Origin of the sequence: Serratia nevei, from assembly GCF_024160145.1 — a bacterium.
Taxonomy (GTDB): Bacteria; Pseudomonadota; Gammaproteobacteria; order Enterobacterales; family Enterobacteriaceae; genus Serratia; species Serratia nevei_A.
Map to the genome: position 1 here is coordinate 290,863 of NZ_JAMYWQ010000002.1, position 18,911 is coordinate 309,773.

An 18,911-nucleotide genomic window follows, 5' to 3' on the forward strand; every position below is an offset into this window, starting at 1 on the left:
TTCCTGACCTGTCGCGACGCCGCAGACCGAGCCCGGAACCCCCACTAAAAATAGTTACTTTCCCGCATAAAGTTTTGCCGCGCTGCGCCGATAACTCTCTCATTCAACGTCATCAGAGCCTGTCTGCGCGGGCTTTCAACAAGGGAAATCATGTTAAATCGTATGAAGGTGGTCACCAGCCTATTGCTGGTGTTGGTGCTGTTTGGCGCCTTGCAGTTGATTTCGGGCGGACTCTTTTTCTCCTCGCTGAAAAGCGATAAGGAAAACTTTACCGTTCTGCAAACTATCCGCCAGCAGCAGCTGCAGCTGAGTGAAAGCCGCGTGGACCTGCTGCAGGCGCGCAACTCATTGAACCGTGCCGGTATTCGTTACATGATGGATACCAATAAGATCGGCAGCGGCGCGACCATTGATGAACTGCTGGCCAAAGCGAAAGAAGAGCTGGGCGAAGCGGAAAGACACTACGCCGCGTACGAAAAAATTCCTCAGGATCCGCGTCAGGATCCCCAGTCTGCGGAACGCCTCAAGCAGCAATACGACATTCTGTACGGCGCGCTTTCCGAACTGATCCAATTGCTGGGCGAAGGCAAGATCAACGCGTTCTTCGATCAACCTACGCAGAGCTACCAGGACAATTTTGAGCAAAGCTACAAAGTTTACCTGGAGCAAAACGGCCAGCTTTACCAAATCGCGGTCGACGGCAGCAACAGCTCCTACAGCTCGGCCATTTGGACGCTGATCGTGGTTCTGGTGGTGGTGCTGGCGGTGATCGTACTGGCCTGGACCGGTATTCATCACATCCTGGTGCGTCCGCTGAACCGCATGATTGACCACATCAAACAGATCGCCGCCGGTGACCTGACTCAGCAGATCGTCGTCACCAGCCGCAACGAAATGGGCGTACTGGCGGCCAGCCTGAAACACATGCAAAGCGAACTGATCGAAACCGTCAGCGGCGTGCGTCAGGGCGCGGACGCTATCTACAGCGGCGCGTCTGAAATCGCCGCGGGCAACAACGATCTCTCCTCCCGCACCGAGCAGCAGGCCGCTTCGCTGGAAGAGACCGCCGCCAGCATGGAACAGCTGACCGCGACGGTGAAACAGAACGCCGAAAACGCCCGTCAGGCTTCACAACTGGCCTTGAGCGCCTCCGAAACCGCGCAGAAAGGCGGCAAGGTTGTGGCCAACGTGGTGCAGACCATGCACGACATCGCCGGCAGCTCGCAGAAAATCGCCGATATCACCGGCGTGATCGACGGCATCGCCTTCCAGACCAACATCCTGGCGCTGAACGCCGCTGTGGAAGCGGCGCGCGCCGGCGAACAAGGCCGCGGCTTCGCGGTGGTGGCCGGTGAAGTGCGCAACCTGGCGCAGCGCAGTGCCCAGGCGGCGAAAGAGATCAAAGGCCTGATCGAGGATTCGGTCAGCCGCGTCGATATGGGTTCCGTGCTGGTGGAAAGCGCCGGCGAAACCATGGGCGACATCGTCAACGCCGTCACCCGCGTGACCGATATCATGGGCGAAATCGCCTCGGCCTCGGATGAACAGAGCCGTGGCATCGATCAGGTTGGTCAGGCGGTGGCGGAAATGGACCGCGTCACCCAGCAGAACGCCTCGTTGGTGGAAGAATCCGCCTCGGCGGCGGCGGCGCTGGAAGAGCAGGCCAGCATGCTGACCCAGTCCGTGGCGGTATTCCGCCTGAGGTCGGAAGGCCAGGAAGAGTTTAAAGCGCCTGTCACCAGCAAGGCGGCGGCAACACCGGTAATCAATCATAAGAAAATGAACGCCAGCGATCTGCAGGATAACTGGGAAACGTTCTGACCGGTATCGGGCCTCTCTCGCAGGGGCCCTTTTCCCTACGTAGGCCGGTCGCCGGCCGGCTGCAAGGAGGTTCACAGTGTTTAACCGAATCCGTATCTCTACCAGCTTGTTCCTGTTGTTGATGACCTTCTGCGTTCTGCAGCTGGCCAGCAGCGGCCTGTCGTATTCCGCGTTTCGCTCCGATAATCACAACCTCGACATCATCACTCTCGGCAGCCAGCAGCGCGATTCGCTTAGCCTGAGCTGGGTGTCGCTGTTGCAGGCGCGCAATACGCTGAACCGCGCCGGCACCCGCGCGGCACTGAAACTGCCGCAGGAGCAGGTGAACGAATTGATGAGCAACGCCCGCAGTTCGCTACAGAAGGCCGATCTCTATTTCAATCAGTTCATGGCGGTTGAGCGCAGCAGTGAGCAACAGAGCCAGCAGACGGCAACCACCAAGGCCAGCTACGAGCGGCTGCGCGGCGCGCTGCGCGAGCTGATCGGCTTCCTGGAGAAAGGGGAGCTGCAGGCGTTTATGGATCAGCCGACGCAGAAAACCCAGGACCTGTTCGAAGCCGACTTCGTGCAGTACCTGCAGCTGATCAACGGTGATATCAACGAAGCCAGAGACGCCAACCAGTTCTCCTTTACCTTGGCGGGCATGATGCTGGCGGGGGCGGTATTGATGCTGATCGTAGTGACCGGCAGCGCCATGTGGTGGTTGCGCACCATGCTGGTACAGCCACTGAACCAAATCCGCAGCCACTTTGAACGCATTGCCGCCGGCGATTTGGCGACGCCGATTCAGGTGTACGGCCGCAATGAAATCAGCATGCTGTTCGCCGGCCTGCAGCGCATGCAGCAGTCGCTGATCGGCACCGTCGGCGCCGTGCGCGACGGGGCAGAATCGATTCTGATCGGCCTGCAGGAGATCGCCGAAGGCAACAACGATCTCTCCTCCCGTACCGAGCAGCAGGCCGCTTCGCTGGAAGAGACCGCCGCCAGCATGGAACAGCTGACCGCCACGGTGAAACAGAACGCCGACAACGCGCGCCAGGCCTCTCAACTGGCGCGCGACGCCTCGGCCACTGCGGCCAAGGGCGGCGCACTGGCCGGCGACGTGGTGACCACCATGCACGATATCGCCAACAGTTCGCAGAAGATCGGCGCCATCACCAGCGTGATCGACGGCATCGCATTCCAGACCAACATTCTGGCGCTCAATGCGGCGGTGGAAGCGGCGCGCGCCGGCGAACAGGGGCGTGGTTTCGCCGTGGTCGCCGGCGAAGTACGTAACCTGGCGAGCCGCAGCGCGCAGGCGGCGAAAGAGATCAAGGGCCTGATCGACGAATCGGTCAGCCGCGTCAAACACGGCTCGGTGCTGGTGGAGAACTCCGGTGCCACCATGCAGGACATCGTGCGTTCGGTGACCCGCGTGACCGACATCATGGGCGAGATCGCTTCGGCTTCGGATGAGCAGAGCCGCGGCATCGAGCAGGTGACGCAGGCGGTGACGCAGATGGATCAGGTGACCCAGCAGAACGCCTCGCTGGTGGAAGAGTCCGCCTCCGCCGCCGCCACGCTGGAAGAGCAGGCCATTACCCTGGCCGACGCGGTCGCGGTATTCCGTCTGGCGGACGATAACTTCGTCGCGCCAGGTAACAGCAACAACGCAGTTTCACCCGTGGTAAAGGAAGCCCAAGATTGTTAAACCGCAAAAGCAGCACGTTTTTCCCCGGTGAGGCGGTATGAAACAGGCGCCGTCAACTTCTAACCGGGATACTGCGTCGATGTTGACGCAAATGGTGCAGCGCCTGCCGCTGTCGGACGTGCATTTTCGCCGTATCAGCCAGTTGATTTATCAACGCGCCGGCATCGTGCTGGCGGAGCACAAACGCGAGATGGTTTACAACCGCCTGGTGCGCCGGCTGCGGCTGCTGGGATTGCACGATTTCGGCGACTACCTGGCGCTGCTGGAAAGCGACCCGAACAGCGCGGAATGGCAGGCGTTTATCAACGCGCTGACCACCAACCTGACGGCCTTTTTCCGTGAGGCGCATCACTTCCCGATCCTGGCGGAACATGCGCGCTCGCGGCCGAACGGCTACAGCGTCTGGAGCACCGCGGCCTCGACCGGCGAAGAGCCGTATTCGATCGCCATCACGCTGAGCGATGCCCTGGGACAACGCGCCGGCAGTTGCCAGGTCTGGGCCAGCGACATCGATACGCAGGTGCTGGAAAAGGCGGAGGCGGGCGTTTACCGCCAGGAAGATCTGCGTACCCTGACGCCGACCCAAATGCAGCGCTATTTTCTGCGCGGCACCGGGCCGCATCAGGGGCTGGTGCGCGTGCGGCCGGAGCTGGCGGCGCGGGTGAACTTTCAGCCGCTGAACCTGCTGGCGCCGGAGTGGGCGCTACCGGGGCAATTCGACGCCATTTTTTGTCGCAACGTCATGATCTATTTCGATAAGGCGACGCAGGAACGCATCCTGCGCCGCTTCGTTCCCTTGCTTAAGCCGGGGGGGCTGATGTTTGCCGGCCACTCCGAGAACTTCAGCCAGATCAGCCGGGATTTCTACTTGCGTGGGCAGACCGTGTATGGGCTGACCAAGGAGAGGTAATGAGTAAAATCAGAGTGTTATGCGTAGACGATTCGGCACTGATGCGCCAGCTGATGACGGAAATTGTGAACGGCCATGCCGACATGGAGATGGTGGCCACCGCGCCGGACCCGTTGGTGGCGCGCGATCTGATCAAAAAATTTAATCCTCAGGTGCTGACGCTGGACGTCGAGATGCCGCGCATGGACGGGCTGGATTTCCTCGAGAAGTTGATGCGCCTGCGGCCGATGCCGGTGGTGATGGTTTCATCGCTGACCGGCAAAGGCTCGGAGATTACGCTGCGTGCGCTGGAGCTGGGGGCGGTGGACTTCGTCACCAAACCGCAGCTCGGCATTCGCGAAGGCATGCTGGCTTACAGCGAGCTGATTGCCGAGAAGATCCGCACCGCCGCCAGAGCGCGCCTGCCGCAGCGTTCCAACAGCCCGGCGCCGGCGATCCTCAGCCATGCGCCGCTGCTGAGCAGCGAAAAACTGATCGCCATCGGTGCTTCCACCGGCGGTACCGAAGCGATCCGTCAGGTGCTGCAGCCGCTGCCGGCCACCAGCCCGGCGCTGCTGATCACTCAGCACATGCCGCCGGGCTTTACCCGTTCGTTCGCCGAGCGGCTGAACAAGCTGTGCCAGATCACGGTGAAGGAAGCCGAGGACGGCGAGCGCGTGCTGCCGGGCCACGCCTACATCGCACCGGGGGACCGCCACCTGGAGCTGGCGCGCAGCGGCGCCAACTATCAGGTGAAGCTGCATGACGGCCCGGCGGTCAACCGCCATCGCCCGTCGGTCGACGTGCTGTTCCGTTCGGTGGCGCAGTATGCCGGCCGCAATGCGGTGGGGGTGATCCTCACCGGCATGGGCAACGACGGGGCGGCGGGGATGCTGGAGATGCACCGCGCCGGGGCCTATACCCTGGCGCAGAACGAGGCGAGCTGCGTGGTGTTCGGCATGCCGCGCGAGGCGATCGCCAGCGGTGGCGTCAGCGAAGTGGTCGAGCTGGACAGGATGAGCCAGCGCATGCTGGCGCAGATTGCCGGTGGCCAGGCTCTGCGCATTTGATTTCAGTCCGCGGGGGCTGCCCTGCGGCGATATGACCCACGGCCGCCGTGCGGCGGCCTGCGGGTTTTGCATTATTAAACGGTTAACTATTTTCAGGAGTAACAATGGCAGACAAGAACCTCAGATTTCTGGTTGTGGACGACTTTTCCACCATGCGTCGCATCGTCAGAAATTTGCTTAAGGAGCTGGGCTTCAACAACGTCGAAGAAGCGGAAGATGGCGCGGATGCGCTGAACAAGCTGCGCACGGGCGGTTTCGACTTCGTGGTGTCCGACTGGAACATGCCAAACATGGACGGGCTGGAGCTGTTGCAAACCATCCGCGCCGACAGCGCGCTGGCCGCGATGCCGGTACTGATGGTGACGGCGGAAGCCAAGAAAGAAAATATCATCGCGGCGGCGCAGGCCGGCGCCAGCGGTTATGTAGTGAAACCTTTTACGGCGGCGACGCTGGAAGAAAAGCTCAACAAGATTTTTGAAAAATTGGGCATGTAAGGAGAGGGCGATGAGAGACATTCCAATGCCTGCCAGCGATGCAGCGACCGCGGGAGAGATCATCTCCCGTATCGGCCAACTGACCCGAATGCTGCGCGACAGCATGCGCGAACTGGGGCTCGATCAGGCGATCGCCCAGGCGGCAGAGGCGATCCCGGATGCGCGCGACCGTCTTGACTATGTCGTAACCATGACGGCGCAGGCGGCGGAACGGGCGTTGAACTGCGTCGAGGCGGCGCAGCCGCGCCAGGCGGAGCTGGAATCCGGCGCGAACGCGTTGAAAGGGCGCTGGGACGAGTGGTTTGCCAATCCCATCGAGCTGGACGACGCGCGTTCTCTGGTCAACGACACGCGTCAGTATCTGGACCAGGTGCCGGGCCATACGGCCTTCACCAATGCCCAGCTGCTGGAGATCATGATGGCGCAGGACTTCCAGGATCTGACCGGCCAGGTGATCAAGCGCATGATGGACGTAGTGCAGGAGATCGAAAAGCAGCTGCTGATGGTGTTGATGGAAAACATGCCGGAGCAGCCGGTGAAGGAAAAACGGCCGAACGACAGCCTGCTGAACGGCCCGCAGCTCGACCAGAACGGCGTCGGCGTAATCGCCAACCAGGCACAGGTCGACGATCTGCTCGACAGCCTCGGTTTCTAAGGCTTTTCGGGGCGCGCGACGGCGCGCCCCGAAAGTTGCGCGGTGTCCCGTAAAGATTAATGTATATAGCATTGCTATATACATTGTTGTGGTTGTAATTTGTACTCCAGTTAAAGGAGGTCGCCATGACGTTAGGTTCTGTCTTTACCAATAATCGGACACAGGCTGTACGCTTGCCTGCAGAGGTGCGTTTCCCTGATACCGTTTCTAAAGTGACCGTCCGCGTAGTGGGCAAAGAGCGCATTCTTGCCCCCCTGGAGAATACCTGGGACAGCTTCTTCTGTGCGGAAAATGAGGTGAGCGATGATTTCCTCAATGAACGTGCCGGGCAGCACCAGCGCGAGCGGGAAGATTTTTGATGTTCAGTCATATGCTGGACACCAACATTGTTATCTATGTCATTAAGCGCCGGCCGCTGGAAGTGCTGGAGGCATTCAATCGTTATGCAGGTAAAATGGTCATTTCGTCAATCACCTATGGCGAATTGGTTCACGGGGTGGAGAAAAGCGCTCGCCCAGCGGTGAACGCCAGAGTCGTTGAGGATTTTGTCTCCCGATTGGACATTCTCGATTACAGCGCCAAAGCGGCATCGTACTACGGCAACATCCGGGCTGCGCTGGAACGCCAGGGAACGCTTATTGGCGTAAACGATCTACATATCGCCGGGCATGCGCGCAGCGAAGGATTGATCCTGGTGACCAATAATCGATGCGAATTTGAGCGCGTTGAGGGTTTGCGGCTGGAAAATTGGTTGTAACGTCTCCCTGATGGTCTCATCCCCTAAATAACCCGCCTTTTTCCCCGTTGTTCCGCCAATGACATCGCCAATTTTTTGGCATGCTGACCGCCATTCTTTACCCTCCCGATACAGGAACGGCGTTTCGTGGCTGAAGACAGCGATCTGGAAAAAAGCGAGGCCCCCACGCCCCACAGGCTGGAGAAGGCGCGTGAAGACGGCCAGATCCCGCGTTCCCGCGAACTGACCTCGGTACTGATGCTGCTCGCGGGCCTGGCGATTATCCTGATGTCGGGCAGCAACATGACGCAACAGCTGGCGGCGATGCTCACGCAAGGCCTGAACTTCGATCACGGCATGGTCAGCAACGATAAACAGATGGTGCGCCAGCTGGGCATGTTGCTGCGCCAGGCGGTGCTGGCATTGTTGCCGATCATGGCGGGGCTGGTGCTGGTGGCGCTCGCCGCGCCGATGCTGTTGGGGGGTATTTTGTTCAGCGGCAAGTCGATCAAGTTCGATTTGAAGCGGCTGAATCCGCTTTCCGGACTGAAGCGGATCTTTTCCACCCAGGTGCTGGCCGAGCTGCTGAAAGGGATCCTGAAAGCGACGCTGGTCGGCTGGGTGACCGGCCTTTATCTGTGGCACAACTGGGCGGCGATGCTGCATTTGATGACTCAGCAGCCGCTCGACGCGCTGGGCAATGCGCTGCAGATGATCCTGTTCTGCGGTTTTCTGGTGGTGCTGGGATTGACGCCGATGGTGGCGTTCGACGTGTTCTACCAGCTGTGGAGCCACTTCAAAAAACTGAAGATGACCAAGCAGGATATCCGCGACGAATTCAAAGACCAGGAAGGGGATCCGCACGTCAAGGGGCGCATCCGCCAGCAGCAGCGGGCGATCGCCCGACGCCGCATGATGGCCGACGTGCCCAAGGCGGATGTGATCGTCACCAACCCGACGCACTACGCCGTCGCGTTGCAGTACAACGACAAAAAAATGAGTGCGCCGAAGGTGCTGGCCAAAGGGGCCGGCGAAATCGCGTTGCGCATTCGCGAGCTCGGTGCGGAGCACCGCATCCCGATGCTGGAAGCGCCGCCGCTGGCGCGTGCGCTGTATCGACACAGCGAGATTGGACAACATATTCCGGCCACCCTGTATGCCGCGGTCGCCGAAGTGCTGGCCTGGGTGTACCAGCTGCGCCGCTGGCGGCGCGAGGGCGGCCTGATCCCGAAAAAACCTGAACGTTTACCGGTGCCGGAAGCACTGGATTTTGCGAGAGAGAGTGACTCTAATGGCTAATTTGGCCTCCCTGCTTCGTTTGCCGGGCAATTTTAAAGATACGCAGTGGCAGGTGCTGGCCGGCCCGGTGCTGATCCTGCTGATCCTGTCGATGATGGTGTTGCCGTTGCCGGCGTTTATCCTCGACCTGCTGTGCTGTTTACCTTCAACATCGCGCTGTCGATCATGGTGCTGCTGGTGGCGATGTTCACCCAGCGTACGCTTGAGTTTGCCGCCTTCCCGACCATTCTGCTGTTCTCCACGCTGCTGCGTTTGTCGCTCAACGTCGCGTCCACGCGCATCATCTTGCTGGAAGGGCACACCGGTTCCGCCGCCGCCGGCCGCGTGGTGGAGGCCTTCGGGCACTTCCTGGTGGGGGGCAACTTCGCCATCGGTATCGTGGTGTTCATCATCCTGGTGTTGATCAACTTCATGGTGATCACCAAGGGGGCGGGGCGCATCGCCGAAGTGGGCGCGCGCTTCGTACTGGACGGCATGCCGGGTAAACAGATGGCGATCGACGCCGACCTGAACGCCGGGTTGATCGGCGAAGACGAAGCGAAGAAACGCCGCGCTGAAGTCACCCAGGAGGCCGATTTCTACGGCTCGATGGACGGCGCCAGTAAATTCGTGCGCGGCGACGCCATCGCCGGCCTGATGATCATGGTGCTGAACGTGGTCGGCGGCCTGTTGGTCGGCGTGGTGCAACACGGCATGGAACTGGGGGCGGCGGCGGAAAGCTATACGTTGCTGACCATCGGTGACGGCCTGGTGGCACAGATCCCGGCGCTGGTGATCTCCACCGCCGCCGGCGTTATCGTCACTCGCGTAGCGACCGATCAGGACGTCGGCGAGCAGATGGTAGGCCAGCTGTTCAACAATCCGCGTGTGATGCTGCTGAGCGCCGGGGTGCTGGGCCTGCTGGGCCTGGTGCCGGGCATGCCGAACCTGGTGTTCCTGCTGTTCACCGCCGCTCTGCTGGGCCTGGCCTGGTGGCTGCGTGGCCGAGAGCAACAGGCACCGAAAACGGTAGAGGCGCCGGTGATGCCGGAGAATCCGCAGGCCGCCGAAGCCAGCTGGGCCGATGTGCAATTGGAAGATCCGCTGGGGATGGAGGTGGGTTATCGGTTGATTCCGATGGTCGATTTCCAACAGAACGGCGAACTGCTGGGGCGTATCCGCGGGATCCGCAAGAAATTCGCGCAGGACATGGGCTATCTGCCGCCGGTGGTGCACATTCGCGATAACCTGGAACTGCCGCCGGCCAGTTACCGCATCCTGATGAAAGGCGTCGAGATTGGCAGCGGCGAAGCGCAGCCGGGCCGCTGGCTGGCGATCAACCCCGGCAATGCCGTGGGCGAGCTGGCGGGAGATAAAACCGTCGATCCGGCCTTTGGGCTCGAGGCGGTGTGGATCGACAGCGCCTTGCGCGAACAGGCGCAAATCCAGGGCTTTACCGTGGTGGAAGCCAGCACCGTGGTGGCGACGCACCTCAATCACCTGATCGGCCAGTTCGCCAGCGAGCTGTTTGGCCGCCAGGAAACCCAGCAGCTGCTGGATCGCGTGTCGCAGGAAATGCCGAAACTGACCGAAGACTTCGTGCCGGGCGTGGTGTCACTGACCACGCTGCACAAGGTGCTGCAAAACCTGCTGGCCGAGCGCGTTTCTATCCGCGATATGCGCACCATCGTCGAAACGCTGGCGGAGCATGCCCCGGCGCAGAGCGATCCTTATGAGCTGACTACCGTGGTACGGGTGGCGCTGGGCCGGGCGATCACGCAGCAGTGGTTCCCGGGCAACGGCGAGATCCAGGTCATCGGTCTGGATACCCAACTGGAGCGCCTGTTGTTGCAGGCGTTGCAGGGCGGCGGTGGTCTGGAGCCGGGGTTGGCCGATCGCCTGTTGGAACAGGCACGCCAGGCGCTGCAGCGGCAAGAGATGCTCAGCGCGCCGCCGGTGCTGCTGGTCAACCATGCGCTGCGGGCCTTGCTGGCGCGCTTCCTGCGCCGCAGCCTGCCGCAGATCGTGGTGTTGTCCAACCTCGAAATCAACGACGATCGCCAGATTCGCATGACCTCGACCATTGGAGCCGCCTGATGAAACGCTGTCTGTTCGTGCTGTGTTTGCTGGCGCCGTTAACCGCCGGCGCGGTGTCCGGCTCCTGGGTGGCCGAAGGGTCGGGCGTGACGCTGGAACAGGGCGGCATGCGCGATGAGTCCGCCGGTTTGCGGCCGCCGAACGCGTTGCCGGATGCCAATGCGCGCATCACCAGCGTCAGCTGGCGCTATCGGTTGCTGGGGCCGGAGCCGGTCGGGCTGCAGGCCCAGCTGTGTACGGTGAACCGCTGCATTCCGCTGGGCGGCGGCAGCGGCAGCAGCAACGGTCTGCAGGGCGAACCGGCCAATGCGGAATTGCGCTTTGTCTATTACGTGCAGTCGCAAGGCGGGCTGAACCCGCCGCTGCGGGTGATTGGCAATCAGGTCATCGTTAATTACCAGTAGGATCAGGCCAGAATTTGCAGGCCGTTGCGTTCCACCAGTGACAGCAACTTCATTGCGGCGGAGTTCGGTTGCGCTTCGCCGCGCTCCCATTTTTGTACCGCCTTTTTACTGACGTTGAGATACAGCGCAAACACCGGCTGACTGACGTTTTCCCGTTCGCGCAGCGCGCGGATCTCGGCCGGCCCGAACTGTTTCACCGGCCGCAGACACAGCATGTCGAAGGTGCGCATGGTCACGTCGTCGACGAAACCGGCGCGGTGCAGGCCCTGAACTTCCTGGTGGATCGATTTCAGCATCTTGCTCATAGTTGTAACCTTATTAATTCCCCGCAGTTGACCAGCTGATACAGTCTGAATGGTGAATAATCCAGATACAGCGCCGCCAAATGCCGCCAGGAAATTAACTCATCCTGATTGATGTTGTCTCTTTCGTTTTTGGCAAAGCCATACATGAAAAAGATCCTGCCTTCATCTGCCGTTGCGATTAATACCCGATACCCGCGCCGTTTTCCACTCCCCATCCGGGCGATGCGTTTTTTGTAAACGCAACCACCGAGATTGGCGTCGTACAACTGATTTTGCATCTCTCGCGCCGCTTTCACTATCGTGGCGTCACTGATGCGTTCGTCGCCGGCAAATGTCTGGAAGGCTTTTGTGAGATAAATGTCGGTCATTCACTCTCCGTGTAAAATATACCCTTAGTGGGTATAGATCAAGATGTTTAACGACCGAGCTAAGATGACGAAATAGGGCGTGATGGGGAACAGGCAAATATCCGTTCTGCGCAGCCTGGCGCATAACGTTAAGGGAATTCAGAAAGCGATAAGAAGAAACTGCGAGAGGGCGCGCATAGCCGGGTAAACCCGCGCCCGGCGGTGCGCACACCGGGCGAAAGCAGGTGACTAAACGCCGATTTTTCTGCCGAGCAGGCTGCCGGCGTGCGACTGGCCGTCCGGGCCATACAGCGATTTGTTGTTCTTGCTGAGGATCGCCAGCGCCTGAGCGTTATGGTCGATCTGCTGATTGAGCAGCAGGCCATTGTGCTGATTCTTCTCGCGCAGCGTTTGGCTGAGCAGTTGAACGCGTTGCCAGCGATCGGCCAGGGGAGCGTGGCTGGTGTAGGGGGCGCGTTGCCCACAGGCTTTTTCCTGCCCCAGGCGCTGTTGCTCAAGGTAGGCGACCGTCGCCAGCAGTTGGCTTTTGGCATCGGTTACGCGCTGCAATGCCACGCCGGGCAGCTGGCCGGAGCACAGCAAGTCGTGCTCTTCCTCCAGCACGCCATTGAGCGCCTGCAGCGTTTCCAACAGTTTATCCAGCAGTTGTGCCAGGTTTTCCATAGTGATGACTTATCCTTTACCGCTACCCGCCGCGCCGTCAGTCGCGCCCGGCGATCCATTGAATGTCGCTCTGCGCGTCTTGCAGCAGCGCGTCGGCGATTTTGCCGGCGTCCATCTTCAGCTCGCCGTTGCGGATCGCCTGCTTGATGGCCTCGACCCGACCCATATCGATATCCTGGGTGCCCGGCTGCATCAGGCGTGCCTGTGCCTCGCTCAGTTTGACCTGCGTGCCGCTGACGGCGGTTTCGGCCACGGCGGCCTTACGCGGCTGGAGCGGGTTGTCGGCCGGGGTTTCACGCGGTTGCACAGTGGATACCGGCTGTAACCGCTGGGTGCGATCGATACTCATGGTCCATCTCCGTTTACGCCGTGACCGCTCTCGGGCGACGACGCTGCAATGAAAGTTTTGCGGCCCTGGTGGCCAATACAATGCTGCTTGATTTGTCTTATCGGCAGGGTTGGCGGAACCTTTACTTTTTTATAACGTAATGCGAATCGCACCGTCGTCCCCGACCACGCCGCTGACGATCTGCCCGGACGCCATGCGCACGCGCACGCTGTCTTCGGCGGCGGCGTTGTTCATCGCCTTGCCCGCACCGCTGATGTTGAACCCTTCGCCCTGAGCGGTGACCTGCACCGGTTGCCCGGCCTTGACAACCCAGGCGCGGCGCAGCATGGCGAGGGTCAGCGGCTGGCCGGGGCCGATATTGCGCAGGCTGACGGCGCCCAACGCTTTGCCCGCTTCGGTCAACGCGCGCGGCGGCAGGGTATCGAGCCGGCCCTCTTTCAACGTCAGGTCCGCCGCCGTCAACCGGCTGCCGGCGCTGATGCCGCGTGCCGAAACGAGATAGCGGCCGAACACCTGCACCTGCGTCTGGATAAAACGCCGTTCCTGGCCACAGCGTGCCGAAATGCTGACGTTGCCGCCGATCCGTGCGTTGGGCGGCAGCGACAGCTGCGGCAGTTGGCAGGCGGGCCATTGGGTTGGCGGCGTGCGCACCCGCACTTTCACCTGCACCGGCTCGCCGTCGAATTTACCTTTGATGAAGCTTTCGATTTGCGTCGCCAAATCGTCGGCGCGCGCGTTCAGACTGCACAGCAGGCCGATAAGCAGCAGCATTTTACCTTTCATCGTCATCTTCTCAAGCCTCATCGGGATACGCGTAAGTGTACCCGCAGCGCGCGCAGGCTAAGCAGATAAATAGCGCCCCATTTTGCGTCTATTCCCGCGATAGGGTGGCGCAGGGGGCGTTTATGCTGTCGGCTCCAAATTCTAACCTCGCGGAGGGAGCATGCTCGACAAACTGGACGCGGCTCTGCGCTTTGGCCAAGAGGCGCTGAACTTGCGCGCCCAGCGGCAGGAAATACTGGCCGCCAACATCGCCAACGCAGACACGCCGGGTTATCAGGCGCGGGATATCGATTTCGCCAGCCAATTGAACAAGGTGCTGGAACAGGGGCGCGTCAACGGCAACGGCATGTCGCTGAACCTGACGGCGGCGCGCCACATTCCGGCGCAGACCCTGCAGCCGCCGCAGCTCGATCTGCTGTACCGAGTGCCGGATCAGCCGTCGATGGATGGCAACACGGTGGACATGGATCGCGAACGCACCAACTTTGCCGATAACAGCCTGAAATATCAGACCGACCTGACGCTGCTCAACGGGCAGATCAAAGGGATGATGTCCGTGCTGCAACAAGGATAAGGCGCATGTCTTTACTGAACATTTTTGATATCTCCGGCTCGGCGTTGTCGGCGCAATCCCAGCGCATGAACGTCAGCGCCAGCAACATGGCCAACGCCGACAGCGTGACCGGCCCGGACGGCGAACCTTACCGCGCCAAACAGGTGGTGTTCCAGGTCGCGGCAGCACCGGGCCAGCCGACCGGCGGCGTGCGCGTCGCTCAGGTGGTGGACGATCCGGCGCCCGAGCGTCTGGTGTATCAACCGGGCAACCCGCTGGCGGATGCCAAGGGCTACGTGCGTATGCCGAACGTCGATGTGGTGGGCGAAATGGTCAACACCATCTCCGCTTCCCGCAGTTACCAGGCCAACGTCGAGGTGCTCAACACCACCAAGTCGATGATGATGAAAACCCTGACGCTGGGTCAGTAACCGGAGGTTCCCATGGCTATTGCCGCAACCACTAACGAGTCGTTGGACAACACCGTCATCGGCAACAACAGCAAAAACACCAACAGCCAGGATCTGCACAACAGCTTCCTGACGCTGCTGGTGGCGCAGTTGAAAAACCAGGATCCGACCAACCCGATGCAGAACAACGAACTGACCTCGCAGCTGGCGCAGATCAACACCGTTCAGGGCATCGAAAAACTCAACACCACGCTGGGTTCGATCTCCGGCCAGATCAACAGCAACCAGTCGCTGCAAGCCACTGCGCTGATCGGCCACGGCGTGATGGTGCCGGGCAACAACATTCTGGTCGGCAGCAAGGACGGCCAGGTCAGCACCACGCCGTTCGGCGTGGAGTTGGAGCGCGCCGCCGATCAGGTGACCGCGACCATCACCAACGCCAGCGGGCAGGTGGTGCGCACCATCGAAATCGGTGGCCTGACCGCCGGCGTACACGCCTTTACCTGGGACGGTTCGCTGGATGACGGCTCCACCGCGCCCGACGGCGCCTACAAAGTGGCCGTCAACGCCAAAGGCAACGGCGAGCAGCTGGTGGCGCGCAGCCTGCACTTCGGCCTGGTCAACGGCGTGATCCGCGACGGCAACGGCGCCAAGCTGGATCTCGGCCTGGCGGGCAACGCCACCCTGGAAGACGTGCGACAGATCTTATAACCCTAAGCATCAGGCTCAATCGGACGATAGCCTGACCACTATTCGGAGAATAATATGGCCTTTTCTCAGGCAGTCAGCGGCTTGAACGCGGCAGCAACCAACCTGGACGTGATCGGTAACAACATCGCCAACTCCGCGACTGCGGGCTTCAAATCCGGCAGCGTGTCCTTTGCCGACATGTTCGCCGGTTCGCAGGTGGGGCTGGGCGTCAAGGTGTCCGGCATCACCCAAAACTTCAAGGGCGGCACCACCACCGGCACCAGCCGCGCGCTGGATATCGCCATCAACGGCAACGGCTTCTTCCGCATGCAGGATAAAGATGGCGGCATCTTCTATACCCGCAACGGCCAGTTCAAGCTGGACGAGAACCGCAACCTGACCAACATGCAGGGCCTGCAGCTGACCGGTTACCCGGCGGCCGGTTCTCCGCCGACCATCCAGCAGGGGGCCAACCCGGTGCCGCTGAGCATTCCTGAAGGCATGATGAACGCCAAGGCGTCCACCTCCGGTGAGATGGTAACCAACCTGAAGTCCACCCATAAAGTGCCGGATAACAAGACCTTCGATCCGACCAAGCAGGACAGCTACAACTACGTCAATACCATTACCGCCTACGACTCGCTGGGCAACGCGCACAACATCAACGCCTACTTCGTCAAGACCGACGACAACAAATGGCAGGTCTACACCCAGGACGGCAGCGCAGCCCCGGTCGATGCCGGCACCATGGAGTTCAGCACCAGCGGCAGCCTGGTCAAAACCACCAGCACCAACGGCACGCCGGGCGAGTTCAGCATGGTGATCCCGATGACCGCCAAAGACGGTGCCCCGGCGCAAAACTTTACCCTGAGCTTCGCCGGCAGCATGCAGCAGAACGTGGGCAGCGACTCGGTGAGCAAAGTGGCGCAGGACGGCTATGCCGCCGGTGAATACACCAACTTCCAGATCAAGGACGACGGCACCGTCGTGGGCATCTACTCCAACCAGCAGACCCAGGTGCTGGGCCAGATCGTCATGGCCAACTTCTCCAACCCGGAAGGGCTGGCGTCGCAAGGCGATAACGTTTGGCAAGAAACCGGTGCGTCCGGTCAGCCGCGTGTCGGTCTGTCGGGCGGCGGCGGCTTCGGTAAGCTGACCAGCGGCGCGCTGGAGTCTTCCAACGTCGATCTGAGCCAGGAGCTGGTGAACATGATCGTCGCGCAACGCAACTACCAGTCCAACGCCCAGACCATCAAGACGCAGGACTCCATCCTGCAGACGTTGGTTAGCCTGCGCTAATAGGGCCGAGTTATGGATCACGCGATTTATACCGCGATGGGCGCGGCGCGCCAGACGCTGGAGCAGCAGTCCATCACCGCCAACAACCTGGCCAACGCCTCGACGCCGGGCTTTCGCGCTCAGCTCGCCGCGTTGCGCGCGGTGCCGGTCGACGGGCCAAGCCTGGCGACGCGCACGTTGGTGACCGCGTCGACGCCGGGCGCCGACATGAGCCAGGGGGCGTTGAACTACACGGCGCGCCCGCTGGACGTGGCACTGCAGCAGGACGGTTTCCTGGCGGTGAGCCTGCCGGGCGGCGGTGAAGCCTATACCCGTAACGGCAACATTCAGATCTCCTCCAGCGGGCAGTTGACGGTGCAGGGGATGCCGTTGATGGGCGACGGCGGCCCGATCGAGGTGCCGCCGTCGGCGGAGATCACCATCGCGGCCGACGGCACCATTTCGGCGCTGAACGCCGGCGATCCGCCGAACACCATCGCGCAGATCGGCCGGCTGAAGCTGGTGAAGGCCGATGCGCGCGAAGTGATGCGCGGTGACGACGGGCTGTTCCGCCTGACGCCGGAAACCCAACAGCAGCGCGGCAATCAGTTGCAAAACGATCCGCAGGTGCGGGTGATGCCGGGCGTGCTGGAAGGCAGCAACGTCAAGCCGATGGAGACCATGGTCGACATGATCGCCAACGCCCGCCGCTTTGAAATGCAAATGAAGGTCATCCACAGCGTGGATGAAAACGAACAGCGTGCCAACTCACTGCTCTCAATGAGTTAAGCAGCAAGGAAATAACCGATGATTCCATCCTTATGGATTGCCAAAACCGGTCTGGACGCGCAGCAGACCAACATGGACGTGATCGCCAACAACCTGGCGAACGTCAGCACCAACGGCTTCAAACGCCAGCGTGCGGTGTTTGAAGATCTGCTGTACCAGACCATGCGTCAGCCGGGGGCGCAGTCCTCCGAGCAGACCACGCTGCCTTCCGGCCTGCAGATCGGTACCGGCGTACGTCCGGTGGCGACCGAACGCCTGCACAGCCAGGGCAACCTGTCGCAGACCAACAACAGCAAAGACGTCGCCATCAAGGGGCAGGGTTTCTTCCAGGTGCTGCTGCCGGACGGCACCCAGGCCTATACCCGCGACGGTTCGTTCCAGATAGACCAAAACGGCCAGCTGGTGACCTCCAGCGGTTTCCAGGTGCAGCCGGCGATCACCATTCCGGCTAACGCGCTGTCCATCACCGTCGGCCGCGACGGCATCGTCAGCGTCACCCAGCAAGGGCAAACCGCCGCCCAGCAGGTAGGCCAACTGACGCTGACCACCTTCGTCAACGACAGCGGTCTGGAGAGCGTGGGCGAGAACCTGTATCAGGAAACCGAAAGCTCGGGCCCGCCGAACGAGAGCACTCCGGGGCTGAGTGGTGCCGGTTTGCTGTATCAGGGTTACGTGGAAACCTCCAACGTCAACGTGGCGGAAGAGTTGGTCAACATGATCCAGACTCAGCGCGCGTACGAGATCAACAGCAAAGCGGTATCGACTTCCGATCAGATGCTGCAAAAGCTGACGCAACTGTAATCTGTCATTGACGGGCCCGGCTTGCCGCGCCCGTCATTCTCTTTCGTGAAACAAAGGCGATACCCGTGGTAACCACATATTCGATGGCAATCCTGCCGCGGCAGGGACAACGCTGGCTGGCGGGAATGGTGATGCTGACGCTGAGCGGCTGCGCCTATATCCCGCACAAACCGCTGGTGGACGGCGCGACCACGGCGCAGCCCGCGCCGGCCAGCGCGCCGATGCCGAACGGCTCGATCTTCCAGACGGTGCAGCCGATGAACTACGGCTATCAGCCGCTGTTCGAAGACCGCCGTCCGCGCAACGTCGGCGACACCCTGACCATCGTGCTGCAGGAAAACGTCAGCGCCAGCAAAAGCTCCTCCGCCAACGCCAGCCGCAACGGCGCCAGCAAGTTCGGCGTCGCCACCTCGCCGCGTTACCTCGACGGCCTGTTGGGCAATGCGCGCGCCGATATGGACATTTCCGGCGACAGCACCTTCGGCGGCAAGGGCGGCGCCAACGCCAACAACACCTTCAACGGCACCATTACGGTGACGGTCAACCAGGTGCTGGCCAACGGCAACCTGCACGTGGTGGGGGAAAAACAGATCGCCATCAATCAGGGCACTGAATTCATTCGCTTCTCCGGCGTCGTCAATCCGCGCACCATCAGCGGCAACAACTCGGTCACCTCGACGCAGGTGGCGGACGCGCGCATCGAATACGTCGGCAATGGCTATATCAACGAAGCGCAGACCATGGGTTGGCTGCAGCGCTTCTTCTTAAATGTTTCACCGTTCTAA

General features: G+C 61.1%; 22 protein-coding genes and 1 pseudogene. 18 read left to right on the top strand and 5 right to left on the bottom strand.

Annotated elements, in window-relative coordinates:
* The first annotated feature begins 150 nt into the window (after positions 1-150).
* The 11 genes and pseudogenes from M6G53_RS03110 to M6G53_RS03160 all read left to right on the top strand — a co-directional run bounded on the left by M6G53_RS03110 (position 151) and on the right by M6G53_RS03160 (position 11,137).
* Entirely contained in the window at positions 151-1,821 is a 1,671-nt protein-coding gene (locus M6G53_RS03110; protein WP_253328845.1) for a methyl-accepting chemotaxis protein, read from the top strand.
* A gap of 76 nt (positions 1,822-1,897) precedes the next feature.
* The gene (locus M6G53_RS03115; protein ID WP_253328847.1) at positions 1,898-3,514 is read left to right on the top strand and encodes a methyl-accepting chemotaxis protein; all 1,617 of its coding nucleotides are present in this window, start codon (positions 1,898-1,900) and stop codon (positions 3,512-3,514) included.
* 37 nt (positions 3,515-3,551) lie between these two features.
* The gene (cheR, locus tag M6G53_RS03120) at positions 3,552-4,424 is read left to right on the top strand and encodes a protein-glutamate O-methyltransferase CheR (protein ID WP_025159837.1); all 873 of its coding nucleotides are present in this window, start codon (positions 3,552-3,554) and stop codon (positions 4,422-4,424) included.
* Positions 4,424-5,473, top strand: coding sequence for a protein-glutamate methylesterase/protein-glutamine glutaminase (locus M6G53_RS03125; RefSeq protein WP_253328849.1), 1,050 nt, complete (start codon positions 4,424-4,426; stop codon positions 5,471-5,473). Before cheR ends, M6G53_RS03125 begins: the two co-directional genes overlap by 1 nt.
* Before the next feature lie 104 nt (positions 5,474-5,577).
* A complete protein-coding gene (gene cheY / locus M6G53_RS03130) occupies positions 5,578-5,967 on the top strand; it encodes a chemotaxis response regulator CheY (protein ID WP_253328850.1) in 390 nt (129 codons plus the stop codon).
* Positions 5,968-5,977: 10 nt separating this feature from the next.
* Positions 5,978-6,622, top strand: coding sequence for a protein phosphatase CheZ (gene cheZ / locus M6G53_RS03135; RefSeq protein WP_004934858.1), 645 nt, complete (start codon positions 5,978-5,980; stop codon positions 6,620-6,622).
* A 125-nt stretch (positions 6,623-6,747) separates the two neighbouring features.
* Entirely contained in the window at positions 6,748-6,981 is a 234-nt protein-coding gene (gene vapB / locus M6G53_RS03140) for a type II toxin-antitoxin system VapB family antitoxin (RefSeq protein ID WP_041035628.1), read from the top strand.
* Positions 6,981-7,379: a type II toxin-antitoxin system tRNA(fMet)-specific endonuclease VapC gene (vapC, locus tag M6G53_RS03145; protein WP_253328852.1), complete on the top strand. Its 399-nt coding sequence runs from the start codon at positions 6,981-6,983 to the stop codon at positions 7,377-7,379. The genes vapB and vapC overlap by 1 nt, the downstream gene beginning before the upstream one ends.
* A gap of 126 nt (positions 7,380-7,505) precedes the next feature.
* Positions 7,506-8,657, top strand: coding sequence for a flagellar biosynthesis protein FlhB (flhB, locus tag M6G53_RS03150; protein ID WP_253328853.1), 1,152 nt, complete (start codon positions 7,506-7,508; stop codon positions 8,655-8,657).
* Positions 8,650-10,733: pseudogene (gene flhA / locus M6G53_RS03155) on the top strand (flagellar biosynthesis protein FlhA). Before flhB ends, flhA begins: the two are co-directional and overlap by 8 nt.
* Positions 10,733-11,137, top strand: a complete 405-nt coding sequence (locus tag M6G53_RS03160) for a flagellar protein FlhE (RefSeq protein WP_253328855.1) — start codon at positions 10,733-10,735, stop codon at positions 11,135-11,137. The pseudogene flhA and the gene M6G53_RS03160 overlap by 1 nt, the downstream one beginning before the upstream one ends.
* A 2-nt stretch (positions 11,138-11,139) precedes the next feature.
* On the opposite strand, the gene M6G53_RS03165 is transcribed toward M6G53_RS03160, so the two are convergent.
* The 5 genes from M6G53_RS03165 to flgA all read right to left on the bottom strand — a co-directional run bounded on the left by M6G53_RS03165 (position 11,140) and on the right by flgA (position 13,605).
* Complete coding sequence (locus M6G53_RS03165; RefSeq protein WP_038876832.1) at positions 11,140-11,442, bottom strand: helix-turn-helix domain-containing protein; 303 nt, start codon at positions 11,440-11,442, stop codon at positions 11,140-11,142.
* Entirely contained in the window at positions 11,439-11,810 is a 372-nt protein-coding gene (locus M6G53_RS03170; RefSeq protein ID WP_033647787.1) for a type II toxin-antitoxin system RelE/ParE family toxin, read from the bottom strand. The genes M6G53_RS03165 and M6G53_RS03170 overlap by 4 nt, the downstream gene beginning before the upstream one ends.
* 228 nt (positions 11,811-12,038) lie before the next feature.
* Positions 12,039-12,473: a flagella synthesis protein FlgN gene (locus M6G53_RS03175; RefSeq protein ID WP_253328857.1), complete on the bottom strand. Its 435-nt coding sequence runs from the start codon at positions 12,471-12,473 to the stop codon at positions 12,039-12,041.
* A 37-nt stretch (positions 12,474-12,510) separates the two neighbouring features.
* Positions 12,511-12,822: a flagellar biosynthesis anti-sigma factor FlgM gene (gene flgM / locus M6G53_RS03180; protein ID WP_019452957.1), complete on the bottom strand. Its 312-nt coding sequence runs from the start codon at positions 12,820-12,822 to the stop codon at positions 12,511-12,513.
* A gap of 129 nt (positions 12,823-12,951) precedes the next feature.
* Positions 12,952-13,605, bottom strand: coding sequence for a flagellar basal body P-ring formation chaperone FlgA (flgA, locus tag M6G53_RS03185; protein ID WP_253328859.1), 654 nt, complete (start codon positions 13,603-13,605; stop codon positions 12,952-12,954).
* 160 nt (positions 13,606-13,765) lie between these two features.
* Here flgA and flgB point away from each other — a divergent pair, with 160 nt between their 5' ends.
* From flgB to flgH, 7 genes are all read left to right on the top strand, one after another.
* Positions 13,766-14,179, top strand: coding sequence for a flagellar basal body rod protein FlgB (gene flgB, locus M6G53_RS03190; RefSeq protein WP_033634995.1), 414 nt, complete (start codon positions 13,766-13,768; stop codon positions 14,177-14,179).
* 5 nt (positions 14,180-14,184) lie between these two features.
* Positions 14,185-14,589, top strand: coding sequence for a flagellar basal body rod protein FlgC (gene flgC / locus M6G53_RS03195; RefSeq protein ID WP_004934826.1), 405 nt, complete (start codon positions 14,185-14,187; stop codon positions 14,587-14,589).
* 12 nt (positions 14,590-14,601) lie between these two features.
* A complete protein-coding gene (flgD, locus tag M6G53_RS03200) occupies positions 14,602-15,279 on the top strand; it encodes a flagellar hook assembly protein FlgD (RefSeq protein WP_253328861.1) in 678 nt (225 codons plus the stop codon).
* 54 nt (positions 15,280-15,333) lie between these two features.
* Positions 15,334-16,557 (top strand): flagellar hook protein FlgE, encoded by a 1,224-nt coding sequence (gene flgE / locus M6G53_RS03205; RefSeq protein WP_253328863.1) that lies wholly within the window; start codon positions 15,334-15,336, stop codon positions 16,555-16,557.
* A 12-nt stretch (positions 16,558-16,569) separates the two neighbouring features.
* Positions 16,570-17,325 (top strand): flagellar basal body rod protein FlgF, encoded by a 756-nt coding sequence (locus M6G53_RS03210; protein ID WP_253328865.1) that lies wholly within the window; start codon positions 16,570-16,572, stop codon positions 17,323-17,325.
* A gap of 18 nt (positions 17,326-17,343) precedes the next feature.
* Positions 17,344-18,126 carry a flagellar basal-body rod protein FlgG gene (gene flgG, locus M6G53_RS03215; RefSeq protein WP_149571148.1) on the top strand — a complete coding sequence of 261 codons (783 nt, stop codon included), beginning with the start codon at positions 17,344-17,346 and terminating at the stop codon, positions 18,124-18,126.
* Between the two features lie 83 nt (positions 18,127-18,209).
* Entirely contained in the window at positions 18,210-18,911 is a 702-nt protein-coding gene (gene flgH, locus M6G53_RS03220; RefSeq protein WP_004934817.1) for a flagellar basal body L-ring protein FlgH, read from the top strand.

What these genes read in the sequence shown, in the direction of transcription:
- M6G53_RS03110 (WP_253328845.1), top strand. Translation starts at nt 151, where the DNA reads ATGTTAAATCGTATGAAGGTGGTCACCAGCCTATTGCTGGTGTTGGTG.
- cheR (WP_025159837.1), top strand. Translation starts at nt 3,552, where the DNA reads ATGAAACAGGCGCCGTCAACTTCTAACCGGGATACTGCGTCGATGTTG.
- M6G53_RS03125 (WP_253328849.1), top strand. Translation starts at nt 4,424, where the DNA reads ATGAGTAAAATCAGAGTGTTATGCGTAGACGATTCGGCACTGATGCGC.
- cheY (WP_253328850.1), top strand. Translation starts at nt 5,578, where the DNA reads ATGGCAGACAAGAACCTCAGATTTCTGGTTGTGGACGACTTTTCCACC.
- cheZ (WP_004934858.1), top strand. Translation starts at nt 5,978, where the DNA reads ATGAGAGACATTCCAATGCCTGCCAGCGATGCAGCGACCGCGGGAGAG.
- vapB (WP_041035628.1), top strand. Translation starts at nt 6,748, where the DNA reads ATGACGTTAGGTTCTGTCTTTACCAATAATCGGACACAGGCTGTACGC.
- vapC (WP_253328852.1), top strand. Translation starts at nt 6,981, where the DNA reads ATGTTCAGTCATATGCTGGACACCAACATTGTTATCTATGTCATTAAG.
- M6G53_RS03160 (WP_253328855.1), top strand. Translation starts at nt 10,733, where the DNA reads ATGAAACGCTGTCTGTTCGTGCTGTGTTTGCTGGCGCCGTTAACCGCC.
- M6G53_RS03165 (WP_038876832.1), bottom strand. Translation starts at nt 11,442, where the DNA reads ATGAGCAAGATGCTGAAATCGATCCACCAGGAAGTTCAGGGCCTGCAC.
- M6G53_RS03170 (WP_033647787.1), bottom strand. Translation starts at nt 11,810, where the DNA reads ATGACCGACATTTATCTCACAAAAGCCTTCCAGACATTTGCCGGCGAC.
- M6G53_RS03175 (WP_253328857.1), bottom strand. Translation starts at nt 12,473, where the DNA reads ATGGAAAACCTGGCACAACTGCTGGATAAACTGTTGGAAACGCTGCAG.
- flgM (WP_019452957.1), bottom strand. Translation starts at nt 12,822, where the DNA reads ATGAGTATCGATCGCACCCAGCGGTTACAGCCGGTATCCACTGTGCAA.
- flgA (WP_253328859.1), bottom strand. Translation starts at nt 13,605, where the DNA reads ATGAAAGGTAAAATGCTGCTGCTTATCGGCCTGCTGTGCAGTCTGAAC.
- flgB (WP_033634995.1), top strand. Translation starts at nt 13,766, where the DNA reads ATGCTCGACAAACTGGACGCGGCTCTGCGCTTTGGCCAAGAGGCGCTG.
- flgC (WP_004934826.1), top strand. Translation starts at nt 14,185, where the DNA reads ATGTCTTTACTGAACATTTTTGATATCTCCGGCTCGGCGTTGTCGGCG.
- flgD (WP_253328861.1), top strand. Translation starts at nt 14,602, where the DNA reads ATGGCTATTGCCGCAACCACTAACGAGTCGTTGGACAACACCGTCATC.
- flgE (WP_253328863.1), top strand. Translation starts at nt 15,334, where the DNA reads ATGGCCTTTTCTCAGGCAGTCAGCGGCTTGAACGCGGCAGCAACCAAC.
- M6G53_RS03210 (WP_253328865.1), top strand. Translation starts at nt 16,570, where the DNA reads ATGGATCACGCGATTTATACCGCGATGGGCGCGGCGCGCCAGACGCTG.
- flgG (WP_149571148.1), top strand. Translation starts at nt 17,344, where the DNA reads ATGATTCCATCCTTATGGATTGCCAAAACCGGTCTGGACGCGCAGCAG.
- flgH (WP_004934817.1), top strand. Translation starts at nt 18,210, where the DNA reads ATGGCAATCCTGCCGCGGCAGGGACAACGCTGGCTGGCGGGAATGGTG.